Origin of the sequence: Sphingomonas glaciei (assembly GCF_023380025.1) — a bacterium.
In the GTDB taxonomy this organism is placed as follows: domain Bacteria; phylum Pseudomonadota; class Alphaproteobacteria; order Sphingomonadales; family Sphingomonadaceae; genus Sphingomicrobium; species Sphingomicrobium glaciei.
The window spans coordinates 1,394,804-1,415,201 of sequence record NZ_CP097253.1 but is presented as its reverse complement, the minus strand read 5'-3'; the positions used below and the strand labels follow the sequence as shown (position 1 = coordinate 1,415,201).

Sequence of the window (20,398 nt, the reverse complement as noted above, 5' to 3'; positions counted from 1 at the left end):
TATAGAGGCGCCCTGTCGTGGGCTCGTCCGGCATTGCTTGGGCGGGCCCCTCGCCTTTCCTTAACAGTACTCTCATCTGTTTTTAACGCGGCTTGTGTAAATATCCTCGGATGTCGAGCCCGCTACCACGAGCCTTCGAGCTGGCGCCCGAATGCGGCACTATGACAGAGCTGAAGAAGCGTTTGCGAGCTGAAGGCTACGATAATATCGAGATTTCATCTTGGCGGCCTTGGCACCAGGAGGCAGCTTCGTGAGCGGTTCAACCAAGGACGGGGTGTCCGGTCAGCCTGGAATCCAGCCAAATAGATAATTCGGCAGCGTTGCCTCCTCATGTCCGCAATGGGTGGATACGCGAGCGAGCCACAGCGACACGCCAACAAATGGGCCAAACTGTCGGGGTTGGCTCTACAAGCCAGCCCGCTATTGAGGAGTGGAGACTCGTCGTTTGATCCGAGGTCCCCCCGTGGTTAGATGCGGGTCTCACCCACACAGGACCAAAACAGGACCCGTCTCTCGAGTGAAGAGACGGGCCAGGTACGCATCCTTGGGGGGAGTACCTGTAAGACCGTCTGACCTCGGATAAGTTCCGGTTGGCGGCTCGGCGCAGGGAGCAACCCGTCCAAGCCGCCGGTCTTCACATGGATCGAGAAGATTAAAGCAGCAAGTGGGCTCGCCCAAGCAAAGCCGAACGAGCCCACATTCAGCGCGCCACTATGCGGCCCCCACAGAGACGCGGCTGTGAAACCGACGATGGGATATGCTGTTCCAGCTGCGTACTGAGACTAGCGACCCTCGATCTTTGGGGCGCTGGTGAACCGTGCGGTAAGCTTAGCGGCTTACACTCTGCACACCAATCTGGCGTAAACGGAGCGTACGAGCGGGGGCTCGGAGTAAGCGTATGCACGACAAGTTCATGGATTGGGCTCGAGCAGAAGAACGCCGCGGCGTTGAGATACCGGCTATTGCATACCGTCAGGATGGCAAGCGCTTGGGGGTTCTGATGTCAGATCTCTCTTATGACGGCTGCCAACTCAAGGTTCACGATAACATCGCGGCAGATGAGGAGATCACCCTTGTCATCTTCGAGCTCGGAGCTGAGGTCCTCGCTACCGTAAAATGGGTCCGAGACGAAACGCTTGGCGTTCGCTTCGGTGAGATGAGCAAGGCGGCAGAGGCGACTTAAAGGCGGTCACGCATCGTCATGAGGAGGCTTTTGAGCAGGTCATTAGCGTGCCTCACTTCTCGCCGGAGCTTCTCGACCTGCCACGCGGCGGTAAGAGAGCTGAGAACTATGAGCGAGATCCCGAGCAGCGCGAGAGACTGGAAGGTGGTCACTTCGCCTGAGTGCCCTCGATGTCTTACTTCTCGGTAAAGACGCGCCGTTCCTCACAGCGTAAGTGGCAAAGAGCTGCGTGTGCGCGAAACGGGCTGGTGGGAGGCCACAACGACGCGTTTTTGATGATCGTTGTGGCCCGCTAGCAATCAGCTTCCTTACGCAACGGCCAGCTCCCAAGGTTCGGGAGACGGCCGTCCCGCATAGGGACCAAAAAAAACCTCCAAGTCGCCCAGAACTTAATAGCGCTTTAACTGTTCTGTGTATGGAATGACTACTTGGAAAGTGAGATTGGGATCGACCCGCGCACTTGCGCTCCGTTTTGTAGCGGTCGGGTTTGCAGGTTTGATTGCGGTCGTATCCGCGCCCCTCGCGCTTACCACCATGAGCCAGCGCGGCCTTGAGATCCCAGGCGTAAGTTCCGCGCATAAAGTGATGGCATTGCTCAATGCCCGTTCGCCCGGCGAACGCGAGCAGGGCGCGTTGACCCAGACTAAGATCAAGAAGCGGCTGGCGTTCGTTCCGCGTGAGCGCGCGCTAGGCAAGACCTTCCCGCCCAAGCCCTCACCGATAGAGCAACTGGCGGAGGTGGTCATTCCCGCGCCGCCGACTCCTCTCGAGATCATGCCTTCTGTCACCCCGCTAGTCCCGCCAACGGCTGCCGACGTCATCAACGCCGCAAGTCTGATCGCAAGCGCCCCACCATTCGGTGGCGGATCGCCGATCATCGGCGGTGGGTCCCCGATCATCGGTGGCGGCGGCCTGCTGCCACCGCCCCCGCCATCCGGCAGCGCCCCGCCAACTAGTGAGGTGCCTCCCGGCGGAACGGTGGCCAGCCCGGTCCCCGAACCCGGAAGCTGGCTGACAATGCTGCTTGGCTTCGGCGTCGTCGGCGCGAGCATGCGGCGACGTCGCTCGGGCGCTAGGCGACTCCTCCAAGTCGGCTGATGTCCATCGCTTAGGATGCTGGGTCGCGTTCCACTGTGGCCCGGCCTTGTCGCAACGCTGCTTGCTCAAACGAGGATTGCAGCTTCTTGCTCCTTGATTCTCCGAGCGCAAGATAGATTACGTTGGTCGCAGCGTTGACCGCGGACCAGCGGTTACGCAGGCGCTCGTTTCCCAGCCCCTCCCAAGAGGTCTCAAGAGGCAACCTGGGCAACGTCTCGCCCTCCTTGCCGTAGTGGAGGAGCCAAGCGAGCGTCAACGCGATGAGCGGATAGGGTAGCTTGCCCTCAAATGTCTGCTTCGGGTCGAAAGCAGACGAGGGCCGCGAGTTGTCTGCGAAGGGTGGAGAATCGAGAACTGGCGCTTTGGGTCATTGAGCTGGCGTGGTCGCGGGAACGTTCGCGGGTTCGGACCTTTGGGCTTCTCGAGAAACTTTGAGAGGGACCGACATGCAGATGCTCGACGAATTGCTGAAGGCCGGCGCCGCGCAGTCGCTGGCGCGCGATACGGGCGTAGACCCCGCGACCGCGCAGACGGGGCTTGCCGCGTTGTTGCCAGCGGTGCTCGGCGGCATGCAGAATCAGGCGGGCGCGCATCCGCAGGGGATTGGCGGGCTTGCGGGGATGCTCGGCGGAATGGGCGGCGGGGGGATGTTCGACCGGGCGGTCTCGCCCGACCCGACTCCGGTCGAACCTGGTAATCAGGTGCTGGGGTCGATCTTCGGGTCCAAAGACACCAGCCGCGCGGTGGCGCAGCATGCCGCCGGCACGAGTGGCCAGTCGCCCGACCTGCTTAAGAAGATGCTGCCGATCGTGGCGATGCTCGCGGCGGGCTATTTTGCCAAGCAGGCTGGTAGCGATGCGGCCGGCGGCGGATCTTCTGGAGGCGGACTGGGCGGCGCGCTCGGCGGGGCCCTCGGCGGGGGCGCCGGCGGGGGTATGGGGGGCGTGCTCGGCTCGCTGCTCGGGGGCGCGATTGGCGGCGGCACGGCGGGCGGCAACCCGCTCGGCCAGATCCTCGGCGGGATGCTTGGCGGCAAACGCTAGGGCCGACTGCCTTCTTTCGTCATACCGGGCTCGACCCGGGATTCACCTGCCTCCGATCCGCACGCGTGGCACGGACGAAGGCAGACCCCGGGTTAAGCCCCGGGGGGTATAGTGATATGCGCCGAATGATGATGATCTGACCACAGCCTATGTCTGCTTTGGGTGGAAAGCGGACATACGATGGGCGCAAGCGCTCATCTGTCCCTTCGGGATCATGCCGATCAGTACTGGCGGAGGGGCGGAAGTGATGGCGGTGACAGCTAAGCTTTGACCCTAAGATGGGCTGTTCGCTCGCGAACAGCAGCCGAGTAGGTGCGACCAACCGGTACCAGCAGTCCATTGTTCAGCTTGAGGTAGGTTCGTTGCTGCGACCTGACGAACTCTACAATGGCATCGTGAGCCACCCACCAGCTCCTGTGCACCTGAAGACCTGCATCAGGTCCGATCGCGGCGATGGCATCCGACAGGCGCGTCAAGATGAGATCCGACCCCAAAGTCGTGTGAACCCGCAGATAATGGTCGGCCGCTTTCCAGGCTTCGCCGCGAAGACCGGACGGTCTCCTGCCGGCCAAGTTCGGCCGTTCGGAGAGCGCGTCAGATCCTAAGCGGAGTGCGTCACTTGTCGATGCCATGGTATGTAATCAGCCCTTTGCTTGCGTGACCGCAGTGTCGATGTGGGCACCGACACTGCGAAAGGTGATCGAGAAACGCAGCGCGTCATGGGCGGAAATGCCATGCTCCCAGGTGAGGCGCGCTTCGCCCGCGAGATGGTAAGCGCTGCGTGGAGACAACGGGAGCTTCACCCGCTTAAAGCCGGTCGCGGTGCGTTGGCGAAAGGCAAGTGTGGCCGGCGCACCAAGCGAAATGCCGACCACCTGGCCGAACTGCGGACGGTCGCGATGCCAGCCGATCCCCGCACCCGGATTATAGCGGATCACCAGAGCCTGGACGAGGTCTCCGCTCGGAAGCCCCGCGAAGTCGGCAGCGCGGCGGCGCAGCGGATCGAGCCACTCGGGGATCGGCTCGGCGCGCGTGATGCGGCCAGCCTCGAAATCGTAAGCCAAGCCAAAGCTGGTCGTCAGCCTTTTGCCGGTGAAGCCCTGAAAACGGAACGGAGTGAGGTTGAGCGTTGTAATGTGGGCGATCAGCTCCGCTTCTTCCACGGGGGTCACCAGTTCGTCGCGGGTGACAAGGCCGGGAATTAGCTCTTGGTCAAACAGCATCACACGAGCGATTGCTCCATCTGCGCCAGAGTAGGCGAGACGGCTACCTCCGAATTTGGAAGCTGATCCATCTCACATCAACGAATCCATCGAACGAGGTATCCGCGGAGATCGAGCCACGAAACCGCGAGTTCACCTGTAATCTCGTGCCGCCGCTCATTTCTGCTGTTCAGACACGGCTCGTTTGCGGGCCTGTGTCGTTAGCCGTACTGATTACGACCCGGCACTCGGGGCGTATGACATAAGGATTGCACAATATGCCCACAGGAACAGTCAAGTTCTTTAACGAGTCCAAGGGCTTTGGCTTCATCCAGCCTGAGGATGGAGGAGCGGACGCGTTCGTTCACATTTCCGATGTCGAACGGTCCGGCATGAACACACTGCGCGAGAATGATCGGGTGTCGTACGATGTAGAGCAAGACCAACGCGGGAAGATGAAGGCTACGAACCTCAAGTCGGCCTAACACGCAGTTTATCAGATCCGGAGAGACGCGCCCTGTGCGCGTCTCCGAGTGCCTCGCTACCTGGTTCCTTCATCACGAAGGCGGCACCCATGAGCTGTCATTCGGCCGAAGCCGAACATCGGGTACTTAGCTTAAGGATCGTCTGCTCACTGGTTCTGGCTGCGTAGCTCGGAATGACCGAGATGGGCGCAAAGAAGATGGGGGAGGGGCGTGCTTGCTGGCGCGCCGCACTGGCCCCCGCGCCTCGCCCGCGTGCTTTCCGCGTCGGTTTTGACGCAAGAGCGTACGCAGAGGGAAAAGGTGAGGGGACACAGACGCGTTTTGATGCACCTAGGACGGCCTGTTGCAGATCGTCTCGCGCTCAGGTGCTCAAGCATCTGACCGGGCTACGTTCGCGTTCGATCCCAGCCGACAGCCAGGGCGCGGGCACAGAGCTCAACCAACTTTATTGACTTAAGCCAGAGCGAGGCGCCAATTCGCAATCCTACTCAGCACTTTTGCGGCAGGCAGCAAGTCGAAAGGCATTCGATGAAACTTGCAACGAGGTTGGCGGCGCTTGCGGCGGTTTCAGGGATTACCTCTCAACCATGCCTAGGGGCGCTCCCCCAAGGTGGCCCGGCTCTAGTCACAAGGCCTGCGAATGCCGCAGGACCCGCCAGAGTCCAGTTCGACCTTGCTTCGGTAAGAGCCCCCGTGATCGCATCCGCGAGCATCTCACTTGCGGCAAGCCAGCAGGTCGCGTCTGAACAAACAGATGTGCCGAGGCGCAAAGGCATTCCGAAGAGCACTTTGCTGATTATTGGAGGCGTCCTCCTCGCAGTTGTAGTGCTCGCCGCGGTGGCAAGCGCTATGCCGACGGCCGGGCCAAGGGAGGGTGCTTTCGACTAGGTTTTCGAGGCTGCCAAGGCGCCTCGAAGCCAACCGGGTGAGCCCTCAGCAGCCGCACTGCTTAGCTCTTCAGAAGATTGGTGGAGCCGTCCGATGAACTCGAAAACACTCGTGCTTTTGGCTTCCGCCTGGTGCGCACTGGTTATCCCCACCACAGCGTCGGCGGACAACGTAGTCATCATCAACGCGAAAATTTTCACGGGAAGTGGCGTACACCCGCAAGCGCGAGCGGTCGTGGTGACCGGAGACCGCATCAGTTTCGTTGGTTCCACCACCGCCGCTAGAGCGCGGTCGCAACCCAATGCCAGGATCATCGATGCCGGCGGACGGCTTCTCACGCCAGGCCTAATCGAGGCACATACACACCTCGGGCCCGAGTCTCCGGGGCAGCAAGTCTCGATGCCGGCTTTGATGTGGCCGGGCCCGAGCGCCGCCCAAGCCATCCAAGCGGTACGTGCCGCTGCTGCTTCCGGAACCGGCTGGATCAGCGGCACGATCGGACCTGCCACCCTGAGCGGCGAACGCGACTGGCGAAGCGAGTTGGACGCGGTGGCCGGCGGACGGCCGGTCCGCTTGCGCGCCTGGTGGGGACACGGCACGCTTCTGAACAGCGCCGCCCTCCGTCAACTCGGTATCTCTGATCGCGCTCCTGATCCGATTGGGGGCTGGTATGGCCGTAGAGCCGACGGCACGCTCAACGGGCTTGTCCGTGAGCAAGCCGAGGTTCTGGTCGCGATGCAGTTGACCAAGCGCGCTCCCCTCAGCGCTGGCGTGACTGCCTTTCGCGAGGCAGCTGCGCAGTATGCCAAGTGGGGCGTAACAACTATCCACCAGATGGCGCACAATTATCGAGTTGGCGAGATCACGGCTACGCTTCACGCGGCACAGCCATCGCTGAGGTGGAGCGTCTATGGGTGGGCTTCGCCCGAGCGGCAGCCACGCGACGCTTGGGCGGAATTTGCTTCACCGCCATTGATGCCAGCGAGTGCGCGGCTCGCTGGCATCAAGTGGATCTTGGACTCAACTCCAATCGAACGTGATGCGTTTCAGCGTACGCCATATGCCGATCGTCCAGGCCAGCGCGGTCGTTCCAATTATTCCGACGCCGAGTTGCGTCAGATTCTTGAGGGCGGCCTACGCGGGTCGCAGCAATTAGCGCTGCACGTCGTTGGAGATGCCGAGGTGCAGCGGCTGTTCACGGCGATGGAGAAGATTGCGCCGGCCGCCCGCTGGCGAGCAAAGCGCGTACGCATAGAACATGGTGACGGCATCACGGCCGATCTCTTACCGGCGGCCAAGCGGCTGGGTGTGGTCGTCGTGCAGAACCCGTTGCACATTCTGCCCGACAAGGATGAGACTGGTCGGCCTTGGCTCGAGAACAGGCTGGGCGAGGAGCGTGCCCGGAGGTTCCTGCTGTTCCGCTCGCTGCTGCGCGCCGGAGTTCCGCTAAGCCTTGGCTCGGATGCAGGCGGCGAAGCAGCCAATCCATTCCTCAACATGATGTTTGCGGTCCGCTACGACCGTAACCCCGTGGAGGCGCTGACGCGCGAACAGGCTCTAGCTGCGTACACCGCCGGCGGCGCCTTCGCCGAAGGGCAGGAGCACCAGAAGGGTCGCATCGCAGTCGGCGCGAAGGCAGACTTGGCATTGCTCAGCCAAGATGTCCTGACCGTGCCTCTAGATAGACTGCCGGCAACGGTAAGCCTGCTGACGGTAGTGGACGGCGTAGTGGTTCACGAAGGTGCTGCGGGCTTGCAGAGGTAATATTGATCGTCTGCTGCTGGTGGGAAGCGGAAGTGCCGCTGCCGGCGTCCAATCGGCAGAAGCGGACCTTGGTTCAGACCCGCCGTCGCGGCGACAATGCGCCCAAAGCGGACTTTCAGAGCTCTCTGGCGAGGCCAATAGACAGACACTCGTTCATCTTCCCGGCTAGCGTTGCCTAGGTCCCGTGCAGTGTCATTCGTCAGAAGGATTAGCCAGGGCGTGGGAGGCGGCCGGCGGCACGCGGGATGAGGGCATCTCAGCGTCTGTATGGCCGATCGTTGGCGTGACGCGAGCAAGCGCGAAGCATCCTTTTGGGGGGAACCAAGAACGACGGCCATCGCTGTTGAGGCATGACCAAGGAAACCAGACCTACGACGAGGCCACTGAGGTGACTACCGAAGAAGGCAGAGTCCTGCTCGACGGGCCGGACGGGGTTGATGTCGCACTGACACCGGACGCTGCTCTAGAAACTGGCAATCGGCTCATTGAAGGTGCGGCGGAGGCAGTCGGTAAGGAACGCTTTGCTAAGATGGATCACCGACCAAAGCCCTAAGCTTCGATTGTCATCGTTGAAGGCTGTTGGCGAATGTTGCGGTGCAACTAGTGCGGGCGCGCAGCGGTTAGTAGTCCATGACAAATACGAGCAGCGCACCAACCACCCAAGCGATCGGCCAAGCCGATGGGCAACCTGGCGGTCGTTCGACGGCCCTCCGCGGACGTTGGGCAGCAAGCGGCGTCGCGGCGGCGGCGGCATTGGTCGGAGCCGCACTATTTAACCGTGCAGCTGCTAAGCAGGCGAAGGCAAATACGCCGCCTGAGGGCAATTTCATCGAGGTCGATGATGTTCGGCTTCACTACGTTGATCGGGGTGACGGGCCGGTAGTGGTCCTGCTTCACGGCAACGGCGTGTCACTAGACGACTTCAAGGCCAGCGGCGTTCTCGCCCTTGCCGCGAAAAGCCACAGGGTAATCGCCTTCGACCGGCCGGGCTTTGGCTACAGCGATCGCCCGCGCTCGCGTGTCTGGACACCGCTCGAGCAGGGCGGGTTGATCATACAGGCCTTGCAGCAGCTTGGAGTTCAGCGCGCGGTGGTTGTCGGCCATAGCTGGGGCACGTTGGTGGCCTTGGCTATCGCGCTTGAGGAGCCCGCCTTGGTGCAGGGCCTCGTGCTGCTGTCCGGCTATTACTATGGGACCGCACGGCCCGACGTGGTGCCGATGTCCGCCCCCGCGATACCCTTTGTCGGCGACATCTTGGCCCACACCATCTCGCCACTCTCGGGTCGCTTGATGAGCCCGGGAGCAATCAAGGCGAGCTTCCATCCCGCGCCTGTCTCGGAGAACTTCAAGTCGTTCCCCCTGGAGATGACGTTTCGGCCTTCACAAATCAGAGCAACGGCTGCTGACACCGCGATGATGGTGCCCGGTGCCATTGATCTCAGCCGGCGTTACGCCGACCTGAAGATGCGAGTAATCGCGATGGCCGGCGAGGGTGATCTCATCGTACACAAGGACAAGCATTCTGAGCGGCTCGTGTCCGAATTGAGAAATGGGGAACTACGGGTAGTGCCCCACCAGGGGCACCTGTTTCATTATGCGGTTCCCGGTGAGGTTTTGGACGCGATCGACGCGGTTTGGGTCTGATCGTGCCCAAGGTTCGCAGTATTGCTGCAGCGCTCGCCATCGTTGCCGTCGCCTTCGGCGTGCCGGTCTTTGCTACCTTGGTGGCTGTTGGGATGGGGTTCCCCCCTCGCGTCGTCGGTTGGCTGACGCTCTTACTGATGTGCGTGCTGGCATACTTCATCCGCCCGACGCTGGGGCGACTGCTGTTCGGAAGCCGGAAGCTACCTCAAGTCAGGTCGCGGCGCTCTCCCTGAAGTTCCTGAAGTTTAGCCCTACTTGCGCGAGTACGACGACGAGCAGCGCCCCCCCGAAGCAGACGCCTCTTCAACTCAGCCTCAGTTCTGCGTTGCCCCATGCGCGCGTGCTCCCGAGTTGAGCGTCTAGGCGGGCTTGAACGGCGCCTTCTATCCGCTAACCAAATGACGTCACCAACCTGAGGGGCATTCCGTTGGCAGCCAACGATTCGAAAGTGTTAGCGGGACCTGAGGAACGGCTGAAGGTCGCTGTCGAAGCAGCATGTGTCGCGGTCTGGGCGTGGCATGTCGATTCCGACAAGTTCTCAATGGATGAACGCGCCTTCGAGCTCTGGGGCTTGCCTCAGGCTGATGAAGTTACGTTCGAAGAATTGTCGGTTCGGATCCATCCGGTTGATCGCGACAGGGTACGGGCCGCTTTCAACGCGACGCGGTCGATCGAGGGGTCGTACGAAATCGACTTTCGCATTTGCCTGGAAGGCGAAGTGCGGTGGATTGCTGCACGGGGCAGAGGTGCCGATGATGGCATCACTGGCCGTGTCATGCACGGTATCTTTCTGGATGTCACAGGTCGCAAGCAGGCTGAAGAAGGCAGCGAGCTGCTGGCAGGAGAGATGAGCCACAGGGTCAAAAATCTGCTGAGTATCGCAACGGGGCTAACTCAGATCACTGCACGCTCCGCCAAAACTGTCGAAGAAATGGCCGGGAACTTGACTCAGCGGCTCACTGCGCTTGGGCGTGCGCACGACTTTGTACGGCCTTTGCCAAACGAGCAAGGGAAGGCTGCGCTACTCGGAGACCTGATCTCGATCATTCTCAACCCCTACGATGAGACGGCGGCATTCTCTGGTCGCATTCGCGTTGCTGTCGCCCGAATGGGCGTGGGTGAGAAGGCGGCGACGGCGCTCGCTATGATCATTCACGAGCTCGCTACGAACTCAGTAAAGTACGGATCACTATCCGTCGACACTGGCTTTCTTGACGTTTCAAGCAAGATGGATGGCGATTATATCCTGGTAGCTTGGACTGAGACCGGCGGACCTCCGATTGGCGAAGCTAAGGCTCTTGAGGGCTTCGGAAGTAAGCTCATTGCCCGCAGTGTTTCGGGCCAGCTTGGTGGCGAGCTGACCTATGATTGGCAGAAAAGCGGGTTGGTTGTGACCGTCCGCATAAGGCGGGACAGGCTTGAGCAGTAGTTGCCCATAAATCGAGGGTGGCAACGGAACACGAAATCCATGCTCCTCCCTGAGGCAGTCCCGTCGAGCTTAGCGCTCGGATCGAGCCCTGCGGAGCGGCACACGAAGCTCTGCGGCAAGTCCTTCAGCCCTCCAATCTAGGCTGACCTTGCCTCCAAGCTGGCGCGCAGTAATCGCTTCGACCATCGGCAGCCCGAAACCTTTGGGGCGTTCAGCTGGAGGAGACGGACCATCTTTCTCCTTCCATCCGAGGACGAGCTCGCTGTTGACCACCGCCCAGTCCACGAGAAGCTGTCCCTCGCTAGCGCTAAGTGACCCATGCTTCACTGCATTGGAGACTAACTCGTGCAGCAGTAATGCGACCGGCTGAACAAGGTCCGCAGTCAGTTCGATATCTTCTCCGGCGATTACTGCCTTGCCGGCAGAATTGCTCCGGGCAAGCTCTGCGTCGACAAGTCGTTTCAGTGTGACGGCACGCCAACTCATTTCAGAGAGCAATGCGTGAGCCGTTGCAAGAGCGTCAACGCGGCTTTGTACTGCTTCAGCATAGCGCTTTGGCTCTTCCGCGCAGGTTAACCGCACTATCCCTTGAACAAGTGCAAGCGCGTTTCCGGTACGGTGATCGACTTCGCGCGCGAGCCGGCGCTGCTTGTCAATCGCATCACGCTCGCCTGTGATGTCTCTTTGCACAGACAGCCACCCTGCAAGGTCACCAGCCTCGTCATGAAGCGCCTTGATGCGCCATTTGACTAAGAACGGTGTTCCATCCTTATGGTAGTTGATGATCTCAGCATCGAAGTGCCCAGTAGATGGAAGCTCGCGGCCCATACGATCAAGCTCTGACCGATCTGTGCTACGCCCTTGCAGAAACCGTGGTGAGCGACCGATCGCCTCGTTGGCTGAATAGCCTGTCATTCGCTCGAACGCCGAGTTGACGTACTCAATATAGGGGCCTGGCTCTGCGAGGTCAGGCGAAGTGACAATCACTGCGTCGTCGATTATGTTGATCAACTCGCGTAGAAGCGCCGGACGAGCCATGAAGTTGTCAGGGTCGAAACCTGCAGGCCGAGCGAGATGAGAAGAACGTTCAGCCACGCGGCACAACTTTCGCCTTCGCCCTTTACGATCTGCTCGAGCTAGAGGATGGAAGCAGCAGATCCGCCGGGTCATCAAACCCTCAGGCGGCACGCTCGTTCCGCTTAGACCCTGCATCCGCAGAGTTGTCCTAATGCTGATTGGGCCAGGTAGATCGGACCGGCTGCTGCGCTTTGCACATCAAACTTGGTTGGAAGATCGAGAGGCAGACACGCTGAAGCCGATGTCAGCCGGCACCTGAACGAGCGGCCGCTTGCCAAGCTTCGTCGCGAAGACCGGACGGCCTCCTTGCGGCCATAAGTGGTCGCAGGGCAGGGGAGGTCTGCTTCGCGCCCATCCCGGTCATGGCGAGCAACGCCGCCTGCACCCGTAAAAGGACGTTCGTTCAGCTGAGTAGCTGATGCCCACCTTGCCACCAAAACAAGCATTTGCCCGGGTGGAGATTCGATAGCATCTTCGGCTTAAACCGAAGTCAGCGGTTCGGGGGAAGCACCGTGGATCAGCCTGCCACTAGCACTAAGCGCACCTATCGGCATGCACGTGTCGACGCTTGGATCGGCGCTGCGGCCGTTTCCTCTGCCGTTTTTATCTGGCTGATCGCCGTTCCCGCTTTCGGACCTGCAAGGCAGGCCGCTCACATCGGGCATGTGCCGATGCTTTGGGCGCACGTAGCAGGCGGGATCGTGATGCTATTCGCAGGTGCGGTGGCGCTGCGCATTGGTATGACCCGAGAGTGGTTCCGGTGGCACAAAGGGGCGGGCTACACCTATTTACTTTGGGGCACTCTGGCTTCTGTGACCGCTCTCGTTCGCTCGTTCGATGTGGGTCATTCGCCAGGCATGGCCACCGGCGTCTTGGCAGTCGTCTGGCTAATGTTCTCTGCAATGGCATACAGAGCGGTTCGTAACCGCCGCTTCGACCAGCATCGAGACTGGATGATCAGGAGTTATGTGGCTGCGTGGACGTTCGTGTTTTGCCGCTTCTGGTCCCGGTCTGCGCCCGAGGCGCTACAACCAATCGAAGCCGACATGCTCTGGCTTGCTTGGGTGGGGCCACTGCTGATTACCGAAGTAATGTTGCAGTGGTCTCGTGGAACAGCGTCAGCAAAGTCCTCTTGCTGAGGTCTACCTCCAGAGCGGGCACTGGTCGGCTTACGGGGCCATCATTGGCCACTGGTAGAGTTAGGTTCGCTTGTGATGGCACGCTTCGTCGTTGGCCCAGTTGTCCTAACCACACGCAAACCTGTCTTGCTGGACCTCGAGAACCTCCGAATTCAGCGTTTCACTCGGTCGCCATCTTCTCCGCTTTTTCCAGAATCTCGAATTCTCGAAGTAGCTCATCGATACTTCGTGTAAGTTCGGGAAGGAATGTAATCTGATGCCGCGCCCCTCGGTAAGATTCTACCAGCATGATTGCATCGATCAGGATCTGCACGACGGTGCCCTCAGGATCGTCCAGCTCGGCTAGGCGCCTGAGCCTTTCCATGATCTTGAGGCGAGCTGCCAGCGGGTCCGCCAGCGCTTCCGCCCTCGCAATGTGCCAGACCATCCGATCCTCCAAGCGCCACAGCTGACGCCGCTGTCAGCAACGGTAGAGCTCACATGGTCGAACGCGCGGAGCAACACGCAGCACCATCGCTCTGCAGCAGCCCCAAACGCGGAGGGGCGGCTGTTTGTTCAGGCCAAGCAAGCGACCGGGCCGACGACCCTGACCTCCGGACTTTGCGCTACGACTGCTGATGTCTTCTTCCAAGTCGTTGCGGATTTTGCAGAAAGCCTCCGTTCGCCGTTCGCCGTTCGCCGTTCGCCGTTCCGTCGAGGAGGAGGCTACGAGTTGTTACGCTGCCGGAAGAGAAGTATAGCCGTGGTTATCTTGGCATGCTGCTGACGGGTCAGCATCAGACGTATACGCGTAATCCTCGCAACTGGAGACGCACGATGAAGCATTCTGGCGCAGGAATTCGGGGTGCATTGGGTCTTCTGCGGACGGTTGCATTGGGAGGGCTAGCGTTCGCGTCTGCTGCATCCAGCGCCCAGGCACAGACGCCGTCTTCCGCGCGGCAGCAGCAATCGATCGTGAATACGACCAAAAGCAACACGAAAGATCGGATTGCTGTGCCGCCGAACTTCACGGTGACTGGCACCTACAGCGACGGCACGACCCGCTACTTGGAACTAGAATCGAGTGTCGATAGTGACGCTGATGGTCATCTCGATGCTGGCCTCCTCAGGGTCGCATGCGGAGACGGCGGGGTTCAAGAAAGCCATTATCTGGTGAACATCGCTGGCACCGAGATGGTCACCGGGAAACAGCAGCATCAACGGTCACGAGTTGGGAAGCAGGTAAGCCCGCACGGCGTGGCACTTGGGTCAAAGCTTTCACTTGGTCCGGTCCAGGCGAAGGGTATTCAGGAGAACGGCATTCGGCGGAGTGGAGTTATCATGCGCCGCACCGACGGAGACGGTCACCGCGAGACGTCTGAGGAGTGGTCCGAGGTCGCGATCACCTCTGGCGCCGAGGAGCTTTGCCGTACTTAATAGTTCATAGCTTGGCAGCCGGCCACGTGGTCAATGATTGACCGCTTCCAACGCATCTCAGTCGTTCTCAGCACCGCCCCCGGCTTGCAAGCGGCGTTCTCTCGAATTTGCTAGCTAACGAACCGTAGTCCAGCGCTGCCGGCAAGAGACCATCTGATTGTTGCGGCAACGGTGACGAGATCCACCGTGATCGAGACAGCGGATCCGATTGGCAGAGTCTCTTCGCACGTAATTCGGCAGCCATCTTCCGAAACGTCGGTAACCAGAACGGGTAAGTGCCGCCCAGCGAGTGCCAGAGAGGCAGCGACTGACACAGGGTCGCGATCTGCTCGCTTGACCCAGTCGGTAGAGTCTCCCTCTTCTGGCACCTCGCGGACTCCGCGTGTCAGTCGGTAAGATTGGCGGGCACCTTGCCGCCATGAGCGGCCAGCTGCCGCATCACTTCCTTGTGTAGCCACAGGTTCATCTCGGCACTGCCGTCCTTCTCACCCGTGTAGCCGAGTTCGGTTGCGAGCTCCTTCCGATTTGCAAGGCTGGAGTCCATGTCGAGTAGCTTCATCAGGTCGACGATTGACGTCCGCCAATTCAGATCGGGGTTGCCCTTCGACGATGCGATCCCGGTCAGGACCTGCTCAACGTCAACTTGGCTTTGGGGTTGAGGTTGGCTGGTCTGGCTTGTGGGAGAAGTTGTAGCGGCGCCTGAGTTAGAGGGCGGCTGTAGCGTTCCGCCGCTGGTAGGTGACGGTGCCGGTGCCGGCGCCGACTTCTTGCCGAAAATCGCGTCTTTGATCTTGCCGAAAATGCTCATGGCATATGCCTCCTAGTATCTTGATCTATCGTCCCAAGAACTTGCCGGCGGCTCCAATCAGATCGCCAAGGATGTCGGCCGACCCGCCACCCTGTGTGTTCTGCGATGATGCCGAACTACCGGCGCCAGAAGCCTGACCACCCAGCACACTCCCAAGTGCTCCGCCCAATCCACCTCCGCCCTGGCTCGCCTGCTTCATGACATAGCCGGCGGCGACCATCGCAAGAACGGGCAGCATCTTCTTCAACAATGACGGTTCCACGCCCGATTGAGCCGCAGCGCTTGCGGCCACGGCACGACTACCGTCCTTTGACCCGAACAGCTGCCCAAGGATCTCGTTGCCCTTGTTTACCTCGGTGGACTGTGACGAAGTGACGTTGTCGAGGAGCGCGCCCCCACCCAATCCACCGATCGTTCCGAGCAGCCCTCCCAATCCACCAAGTGCCGAAGGTGCTTGAGAAGCAGCTGGGGCGGCGCTTGCTGCTACTGGATTTTGAAATCCGGAGAGGATCGACGGCAAGAGTGCGGCGGCGCCTGCCTGAGCGGTCGACGCGTCGACGCCGAGTTCACGCGATAGAGCTTCCACAGCGCCAGTCTGCTGTAGCATCTGATTGACGTCCAAGTGATTTCTCCTCGTCGGAAGCGGGCAGCTCCGTGTTTGTGGGTGCCTGCAAGATGAATGGCCGTGAGGGCTATTTGACGATGAAAGTGATCTTCAGGGTCACTCGCCATTCGACAACCTTGTTGTCGTTTACCAAGGCTTTGGTGCTCTGGACCCACGCCTCCTGAATGTCGTGAATAGTCTCGCCGGCCTTGGCGATGCCTTCGCGCACGGCTGCTTCGATGCTCTCCGTGGAGCTAGAAATAATCTCGAGGGTCTTGGCTACGGCCATCATTTGTCTCCTTCTCCCCGAGGGAGCGCCTAACATGTGTTAAAGTCAACGCCAGCGGCAGCCCGACTTGCTCCAACGATGAAGGCTGCACTGCCATTGGAGCTGATGTAGTCTATCGCTTGCCTGGCGAAGGATCAGACCGCGTGAAAAAAGCGACCGATGTCGACTCCGATACCGACACTCTCATGAAGGCGCTCGGCTACCTGCTGCTGAACTGGAGCATGCTGGAACGCGCAGTTATCGATGACATCAAGCGGCTGCGCCTGTCCGACGGAGACAGCGGAATGACGACCGCACGAGCTCAGGGCTCTTTCAATGAGCGCTTGGCAGAGTGGCGTGCCCTCGTCAGCCTCAAGTCGCGGCGCAACCCTGAAGCGGCCCGCGAGGTGGCTGAGATTGGCAAGCTGGCGGAACAGCTCTGCCGAACCCGCAACCTGATTTCCCACCACTTTGTGGGAGTGGAAAGAACCGCAGATGGGACAACGGTGATATATGCCTCGGAGAGTGGCATCGCCTCTTTGAGAGCATCACAAACGGCCTTCACCCTTGAGCAGCTGGACGATCTGAATGCACAGATGTGCACCGTCGGCGAGCGAATTGCCGGTTTGAAGAGCATTCTTGCGAGTTGATCGCTAGCAACCGGATAAAGAGTGCGAAATCCTCGAGATGGGTTACTGTCGTTGCTTCAGGTTATGGGGGCCAGCATGTTTTCTGAGTTCAAGACATTCATAGCAAAGGGCAATGTGCTTGATCTGGCTGTAGCCGTGATCATCGGTGCGGCCTTTGCGACCATTGTTGCCAGCCTCACCGACGACATCATAATGCCCGTGGTGGGCTCGATCTTCGGCGGCTTGGATTTTGCAAACTACTTCACCGTGCTCGGACCGATCCCGGACGGCTTCAAGGGCAATCCGAGCAGCTACACGGATCTGAAGACCGCCGGCATAGCCGTGCTGGGGTGGGGTCAGTTCGTCACAGTCCTGATCAACTTCCTGATCCTCGCGTTCATCATCTTCATGCTGGTCCGTTCGGCCAACAAAGTGATGAGGCGGGCGGACGAGGTCGCCGGGCCGACCGAGGTCGAGCTTCTCGCGGAGATCCGCGACGAGTTGCGCCGCAGGCCTTGACCTTCGACTGTTTGATCTCAGCATCGGCTGGTAAGGCTCTGCACGTGTCGAGCTGCTTTACATGAAGAACGATCGGCTTGATGTGCCAGTACGCGCTGAATACGCTTCGGCCGTCGGCTTGGCAGTCTATTGCTTCGCAGGCTTGGAGTGGAACGCTGTTTGGTGCTGTGAACGGATTGAACCCGGCAGCATGGAAGACTTGGCAGATCGCACCGCAGGGCGCGTCGCTGATACGCTGGTGCATCTTGTGCAAGGTCTCGAGCACTCTGCAAAGCAAAGTGACTTGGAGAGTGGGGCATTGGAATTTCGTGCTCTCGTTGGCGCGAGAAACAACCTCGTCCATGCTAAGCCGGAAACAGCTCACGATGGCGAGCAGGCCCTTTTCCGGCATGGCGACCAATGGACGCTATCGGAGCTGGAAGCTGTGGCTGATGCTTTCGCGACATGTGGGAACCGGCTTGACCAAGCCCTGCACGGCCTGCTGGCTGAAAGATCAAGTCGTTAGTCGAGCGACTTCTTTACAAGGGCCGCTCCTGCGCTTTCTTGGCTGAGACCGCCACTTCCAGACGTTAGGCTAGCGCCATATCGGTCGCTCCACGAGGAAAGGTCGCCACCGACAAGTAGACGTGCCGGTGTTGTCGCTGCCCTCTGCACTGGAGGCACCAAAGTCATCTCTGCAGGAGCGAGCAACTCGTCGCCGTGCCATCGGGCCCGGTGAAGACGTAGTTATCGCCGGAGCGCAGGACTGAAATGCCGTTGGCCGCGTAGCGCGTGCCGAGCGGAGAATCCGATCTGCGGAGCGTCATCGCTTTTCCATTGGAGCTACGGACAACTGCGGACTGGCCATCGTGGGCGATGTCCAGCCGCGTTGCTCCGCCACAGACCCAGTAGGTGGTTCGACTATTGCTCTGCCCAACTGATAAAGTGGCGCAGCCACCAAGTGCGAGTACAAGAAGGGACAGGGTGCGGGTCACGTTAAGGCGCTCCTTTCGGGTGCAATGGCGCTCTGCGTTAGATCAGCGCCTACATGTTGCTCTGGTCGGCCGGCACGTTGCTCGGGATGGTCGCTGCGCCATCGGCTTCCTTGGGGCACTCCGCATCTACGCCTACGCCGTAGCAGGTCATCGACAGCGAACCCATGGCGTAGCCGCGAACCAGCGCCTTGGCTTGGCCGTCTTCTGCGGCAAGGCCGGCGGTGTAGAGCAGTGGTATGAAGTGGTCGGGTGTTGGCACGGCCTCAGCATAGTCAGCATGTTCCGTCACCCGCAGAATGGACGCAGGGTCGTAGGCGAGCTGCCGCTCGACTTCGCGGTCGAAGCGCTCGTTCCAATCGAATGCGCCATCCGGATCATTCCATTGCACGCGCCGCAGATTGTGGACGACGTTGCCGCTCGAAAGGATCATCACGCCGCGATCCCGCAAGGCGGACAGCTTGGCGCCAAGCTCGACGTGATAGTCCATCGGCTTCAGGGCATTGATGGAGAGCTGGACGACTGGAACGTCCGCTTGGGGGTAGAGGTGGGCAAGAACGCTCCACGTGCCGTGGTCGAGACCCCATTGGTCATGATCGAGGCCCACCCACGTTGGTTTCACTTCTTCAGCTACCTCCGATGCGAGGTCCGGCAGGCCAGGCGCGGGATAGTCGAACTCATTGAGAGCCGGCGGGAAGCCGTAGAAATCGTGAATGGTGCGGGGCCTCGCCATCGCAGTAACGGCGGTTGCACCAATGAACCAATGCGCAGAGATCACCAGAACTGCGCGAGGGCGCGGAAAATCGCGGCCCATGCCCGCCCAAGCCTTGGTGAAGTCGTTACTTTCGAGCGTGTTCATCGGACTTCCGTGGCCAATGAACAGTGCGGGCATTCGCGTCATTGTCGCGCCTCCATCATGGTCACTGCAGTTTATTCGGCCGAGATCGGTGGTGAAACGCTCAGGATCGAAAGGCAGCGCTCTTCGCCATCGAGCGTAGGCCAGTTGATGGAGCTGCCTGCAAGCAGCCCATAGAGCGCCGCGCCCATAGGAGTGAGGATCGAAATGCGTCCTTCGGTAATGTTGGCGTCGCGTGGGAGCACCAGAGTCACGGTCCGAACGCAGCGCGTCGTTTCGTCCAGATATTCGATCGTCGAGCCTATCCTGACCGCGTGCGCGGGGAGGCTATTGAGGTCATGGAGATCGGCTCGTTCGAGCTCGCCGAGCAGCATGGCAGCCACGACCGGGCGGTCGTGTTCGATTCTCAGCGCCATGTCTGCAACCATGTCGGACTCTGAGGCAAGCAGGTGAATCGAAGGCTTGCCGATATTTTGGTTCTCTTGGGTCATCTCATTCTCATTTCTATTCGCAGCTATGCGGACACGTCGGCTGCTCGCGCCGCAGACTCAGAAGGCGCCACCAAGCGCGCCAAGGACGATGCTGAAGGCAAACCAGCCGGCGAAGATGGCCCACCGAAACCATCCGGGAGGACGGGTCATGTCGCTGGTCATGAGCGAAACACCAACGTCATCAACAACGCGGCCGCCGTTCCCGCCAGGAGGAGCAACGCCACGTAGTCCGCAATGGGAGAGCGCAGGGCTGATCGATGATCGGCGACGAAGGCGTCCAGGCGCGGGGCGAGCGCCTGGTCGGTCATCAGAAACGCGGAATCCAGCAGGGGCAGGCCGCGATAAAGATTGATCAGCCGGGCGAGTGCTGTTTCGCCAAGATTGGGGTAGCGCGCCAGGAGGGACGACACCTCGGCTGCGGCACCGTTTTGGAGGGCAGCCGTCGCGCTGCTGCTCATTCGCATGTCGTGATACACGAACTCGTTCCTTGGAAGTGAGGAGACGAGCCGCTCTTGGAATGCGCCCGTGATTGAGGGCGCAAGTTTCCTGTTAGTCGTTCACCGTAGGCCGGACCGGCTCGTCAATCGCCCGGCCACGGGCTCAACCCGCGTGCGGTACTGCTGCCGGGGTGGAGCATCGCAAACTCAGTCATGATCTTCTCTCCATCCAGAACGATTGAAAGCCAACGGCTTCATGTCACGTGCGAGCGCCCCAAGTGGTTATCATCATCAATCCGGGAAGGACAACGACGAACAGAATGGCAAATGCCCAGCCTTCGATTTTGTCTTTCCGAGTAAGCGGTGCCCGCGCTTTTGCTTTTGTCATGTTGTTACTCCTTCTGCCTGATCTTCTAATGGATATGTCAGCGAAGGTGCCCCTGAACT

At 60.2% G+C, this 20,398-nt stretch carries 23 protein-coding genes; 12 read left to right on the top strand and 11 right to left on the bottom strand.

Annotated elements, in window-relative coordinates; all coding sequences use genetic code 11:
* The first annotated feature begins 898 nt into the window (after positions 1 to 898).
* The 3 genes from M1K48_RS06975 to M1K48_RS06965 all read left to right on the top strand — a co-directional run bounded on the left by M1K48_RS06975 (position 899) and on the right by M1K48_RS06965 (position 3,324).
* Positions 899 to 1,183 (top strand): PilZ domain-containing protein, encoded by a 285-nt coding sequence (locus M1K48_RS06975; protein ID WP_249505118.1) that lies wholly within the window; start codon positions 899 to 901, stop codon positions 1,181 to 1,183.
* Positions 1,184 to 1,768: 585 nt separating this feature from the next.
* Entirely contained in the window at positions 1,769 to 2,281 is a 513-nt protein-coding gene (locus tag M1K48_RS06970; protein WP_249505117.1) for a PEPxxWA-CTERM sorting domain-containing protein, read from the top strand.
* Between the two features lie 446 nt (positions 2,282 to 2,727).
* Entirely contained in the window at positions 2,728 to 3,324 is a 597-nt protein-coding gene (locus tag M1K48_RS06965) for a DUF937 domain-containing protein (RefSeq protein WP_249505116.1), read from the top strand.
* A gap of 260 nt (positions 3,325 to 3,584) precedes the next feature.
* Here the strand turns inward: M1K48_RS06965 and M1K48_RS06960 are convergent, their stop codons facing one another.
* Positions 3,585 to 3,956 (bottom strand): LytTR family DNA-binding domain-containing protein, encoded by a 372-nt coding sequence (locus M1K48_RS06960; protein WP_249505115.1) that lies wholly within the window; start codon positions 3,954 to 3,956, stop codon positions 3,585 to 3,587.
* Between the two features lie 9 nt (positions 3,957 to 3,965).
* A complete protein-coding gene (locus tag M1K48_RS06955) occupies positions 3,966 to 4,547 on the bottom strand; it encodes an alpha-ketoglutarate-dependent dioxygenase AlkB (RefSeq protein ID WP_249505114.1) in 582 nt (193 codons plus the stop codon).
* Between the two features lie 257 nt (positions 4,548 to 4,804).
* On the opposite strand from M1K48_RS06955, the gene M1K48_RS06950 reads away from it, so the two are divergent.
* The 4 genes from M1K48_RS06950 (at position 4,805) to M1K48_RS06930 (ending at position 10,736) form a co-directional block, all read left to right on the top strand.
* Positions 4,805 to 5,011, top strand: a complete 207-nt coding sequence (locus M1K48_RS06950; RefSeq protein ID WP_249505113.1) for a cold-shock protein — start codon at positions 4,805 to 4,807, stop codon at positions 5,009 to 5,011.
* A 981-nt stretch (positions 5,012 to 5,992) separates the two neighbouring features.
* Positions 5,993 to 7,663: an amidohydrolase gene (locus tag M1K48_RS06945; RefSeq protein ID WP_249505112.1), complete on the top strand. Its 1,671-nt coding sequence runs from the start codon at positions 5,993 to 5,995 to the stop codon at positions 7,661 to 7,663.
* Positions 7,664 to 8,293: 630 nt separating this feature from the next.
* Positions 8,294 to 9,307, top strand: a complete 1,014-nt coding sequence (locus tag M1K48_RS06935) for an alpha/beta fold hydrolase (protein WP_249505110.1) — start codon at positions 8,294 to 8,296, stop codon at positions 9,305 to 9,307.
* Between the two features lie 427 nt (positions 9,308 to 9,734).
* The gene (locus M1K48_RS06930) at positions 9,735 to 10,736 is read left to right on the top strand and encodes a sensor histidine kinase (protein WP_249505109.1); all 1,002 of its coding nucleotides are present in this window, start codon (positions 9,735 to 9,737) and stop codon (positions 10,734 to 10,736) included.
* Positions 10,737 to 10,805: 69 nt separating this feature from the next.
* Here the strand turns inward: M1K48_RS06930 and M1K48_RS06925 are convergent, their stop codons facing one another.
* The gene (locus M1K48_RS06925) at positions 10,806 to 11,831 is read right to left on the bottom strand and encodes an HWE histidine kinase domain-containing protein (protein WP_249505108.1); all 1,026 of its coding nucleotides are present in this window, start codon (positions 11,829 to 11,831) and stop codon (positions 10,806 to 10,808) included.
* A gap of 494 nt (positions 11,832 to 12,325) precedes the next feature.
* On the opposite strand from M1K48_RS06925, the gene M1K48_RS06920 reads away from it, so the two are divergent.
* Positions 12,326 to 12,952, top strand: a complete 627-nt coding sequence (locus M1K48_RS06920) for a DUF2306 domain-containing protein (protein WP_249505107.1) — start codon at positions 12,326 to 12,328, stop codon at positions 12,950 to 12,952.
* Positions 12,953 to 13,112: 160 nt separating this feature from the next.
* Here the strand turns inward: M1K48_RS06920 and M1K48_RS06915 are convergent, their stop codons facing one another.
* Positions 13,113 to 13,379: a hypothetical protein gene (locus M1K48_RS06915; protein WP_249505106.1), complete on the bottom strand. Its 267-nt coding sequence runs from the start codon at positions 13,377 to 13,379 to the stop codon at positions 13,113 to 13,115.
* A gap of 389 nt (positions 13,380 to 13,768) precedes the next feature.
* On the opposite strand from M1K48_RS06915, the gene M1K48_RS06910 reads away from it, so the two are divergent.
* Positions 13,769 to 14,368: a hypothetical protein gene (locus tag M1K48_RS06910; protein ID WP_249505105.1), complete on the top strand. Its 600-nt coding sequence runs from the start codon at positions 13,769 to 13,771 to the stop codon at positions 14,366 to 14,368.
* A 110-nt stretch (positions 14,369 to 14,478) separates the two neighbouring features.
* Here M1K48_RS06910 and M1K48_RS14405 read toward each other — a convergent pair whose 3' ends face one another.
* The 4 genes from M1K48_RS14405 to M1K48_RS06895 form a co-directional block, all read right to left on the bottom strand.
* The gene (locus M1K48_RS14405) at positions 14,479 to 14,736 is read right to left on the bottom strand and encodes a PilZ domain-containing protein (protein ID WP_406697307.1); all 258 of its coding nucleotides are present in this window, start codon (positions 14,734 to 14,736) and stop codon (positions 14,479 to 14,481) included.
* A gap of 17 nt (positions 14,737 to 14,753) precedes the next feature.
* Entirely contained in the window at positions 14,754 to 15,176 is a 423-nt protein-coding gene (locus M1K48_RS06905; protein ID WP_249505104.1) for a DUF3597 domain-containing protein, read from the bottom strand.
* A 25-nt stretch (positions 15,177 to 15,201) separates the two neighbouring features.
* Positions 15,202 to 15,798 (bottom strand): DUF937 domain-containing protein, encoded by a 597-nt coding sequence (locus M1K48_RS06900; protein ID WP_249505103.1) that lies wholly within the window; start codon positions 15,796 to 15,798, stop codon positions 15,202 to 15,204.
* Positions 15,799 to 15,868: 70 nt separating this feature from the next.
* Positions 15,869 to 16,072: a dodecin family protein gene (locus M1K48_RS06895; protein ID WP_249505102.1), complete on the bottom strand. Its 204-nt coding sequence runs from the start codon at positions 16,070 to 16,072 to the stop codon at positions 15,869 to 15,871.
* A gap of 140 nt (positions 16,073 to 16,212) precedes the next feature.
* Between M1K48_RS06895 and M1K48_RS06890 the strand changes: the two genes are divergently transcribed.
* The 3 genes from M1K48_RS06890 (at position 16,213) to M1K48_RS06880 (ending at position 17,701) form a co-directional block, all read left to right on the top strand.
* Entirely contained in the window at positions 16,213 to 16,698 is a 486-nt protein-coding gene (locus tag M1K48_RS06890) for a hypothetical protein (RefSeq protein WP_249505101.1), read from the top strand.
* A gap of 75 nt (positions 16,699 to 16,773) precedes the next feature.
* Complete coding sequence (mscL, locus tag M1K48_RS06885; RefSeq protein ID WP_249505100.1) at positions 16,774 to 17,196, top strand: large conductance mechanosensitive channel protein MscL; 423 nt, start codon at positions 16,774 to 16,776, stop codon at positions 17,194 to 17,196.
* A gap of 61 nt (positions 17,197 to 17,257) precedes the next feature.
* The gene (locus tag M1K48_RS06880; RefSeq protein ID WP_249505099.1) at positions 17,258 to 17,701 is read left to right on the top strand and encodes a hypothetical protein; all 444 of its coding nucleotides are present in this window, start codon (positions 17,258 to 17,260) and stop codon (positions 17,699 to 17,701) included.
* Positions 17,702 to 18,219: 518 nt separating this feature from the next.
* Here the strand turns inward: M1K48_RS06880 and ygiD are convergent.
* From ygiD to M1K48_RS06865, 3 genes are all read right to left on the bottom strand, one after another.
* Complete coding sequence (gene ygiD, locus M1K48_RS06875) at positions 18,220 to 19,059, bottom strand: 4,5-DOPA-extradiol-dioxygenase (RefSeq protein WP_257794176.1); 840 nt, start codon at positions 19,057 to 19,059, stop codon at positions 18,220 to 18,222.
* A 38-nt stretch (positions 19,060 to 19,097) separates the two neighbouring features.
* A complete protein-coding gene (locus M1K48_RS06870; protein ID WP_249505097.1) occupies positions 19,098 to 19,514 on the bottom strand; it encodes a GreA/GreB family elongation factor in 417 nt (138 codons plus the stop codon).
* A gap of 158 nt (positions 19,515 to 19,672) precedes the next feature.
* Positions 19,673 to 19,990 (bottom strand): hypothetical protein, encoded by a 318-nt coding sequence (locus M1K48_RS06865; protein WP_249505096.1) that lies wholly within the window; start codon positions 19,988 to 19,990, stop codon positions 19,673 to 19,675.
* Positions 19,991 to 20,398: the final 408 nt, after the last annotated feature.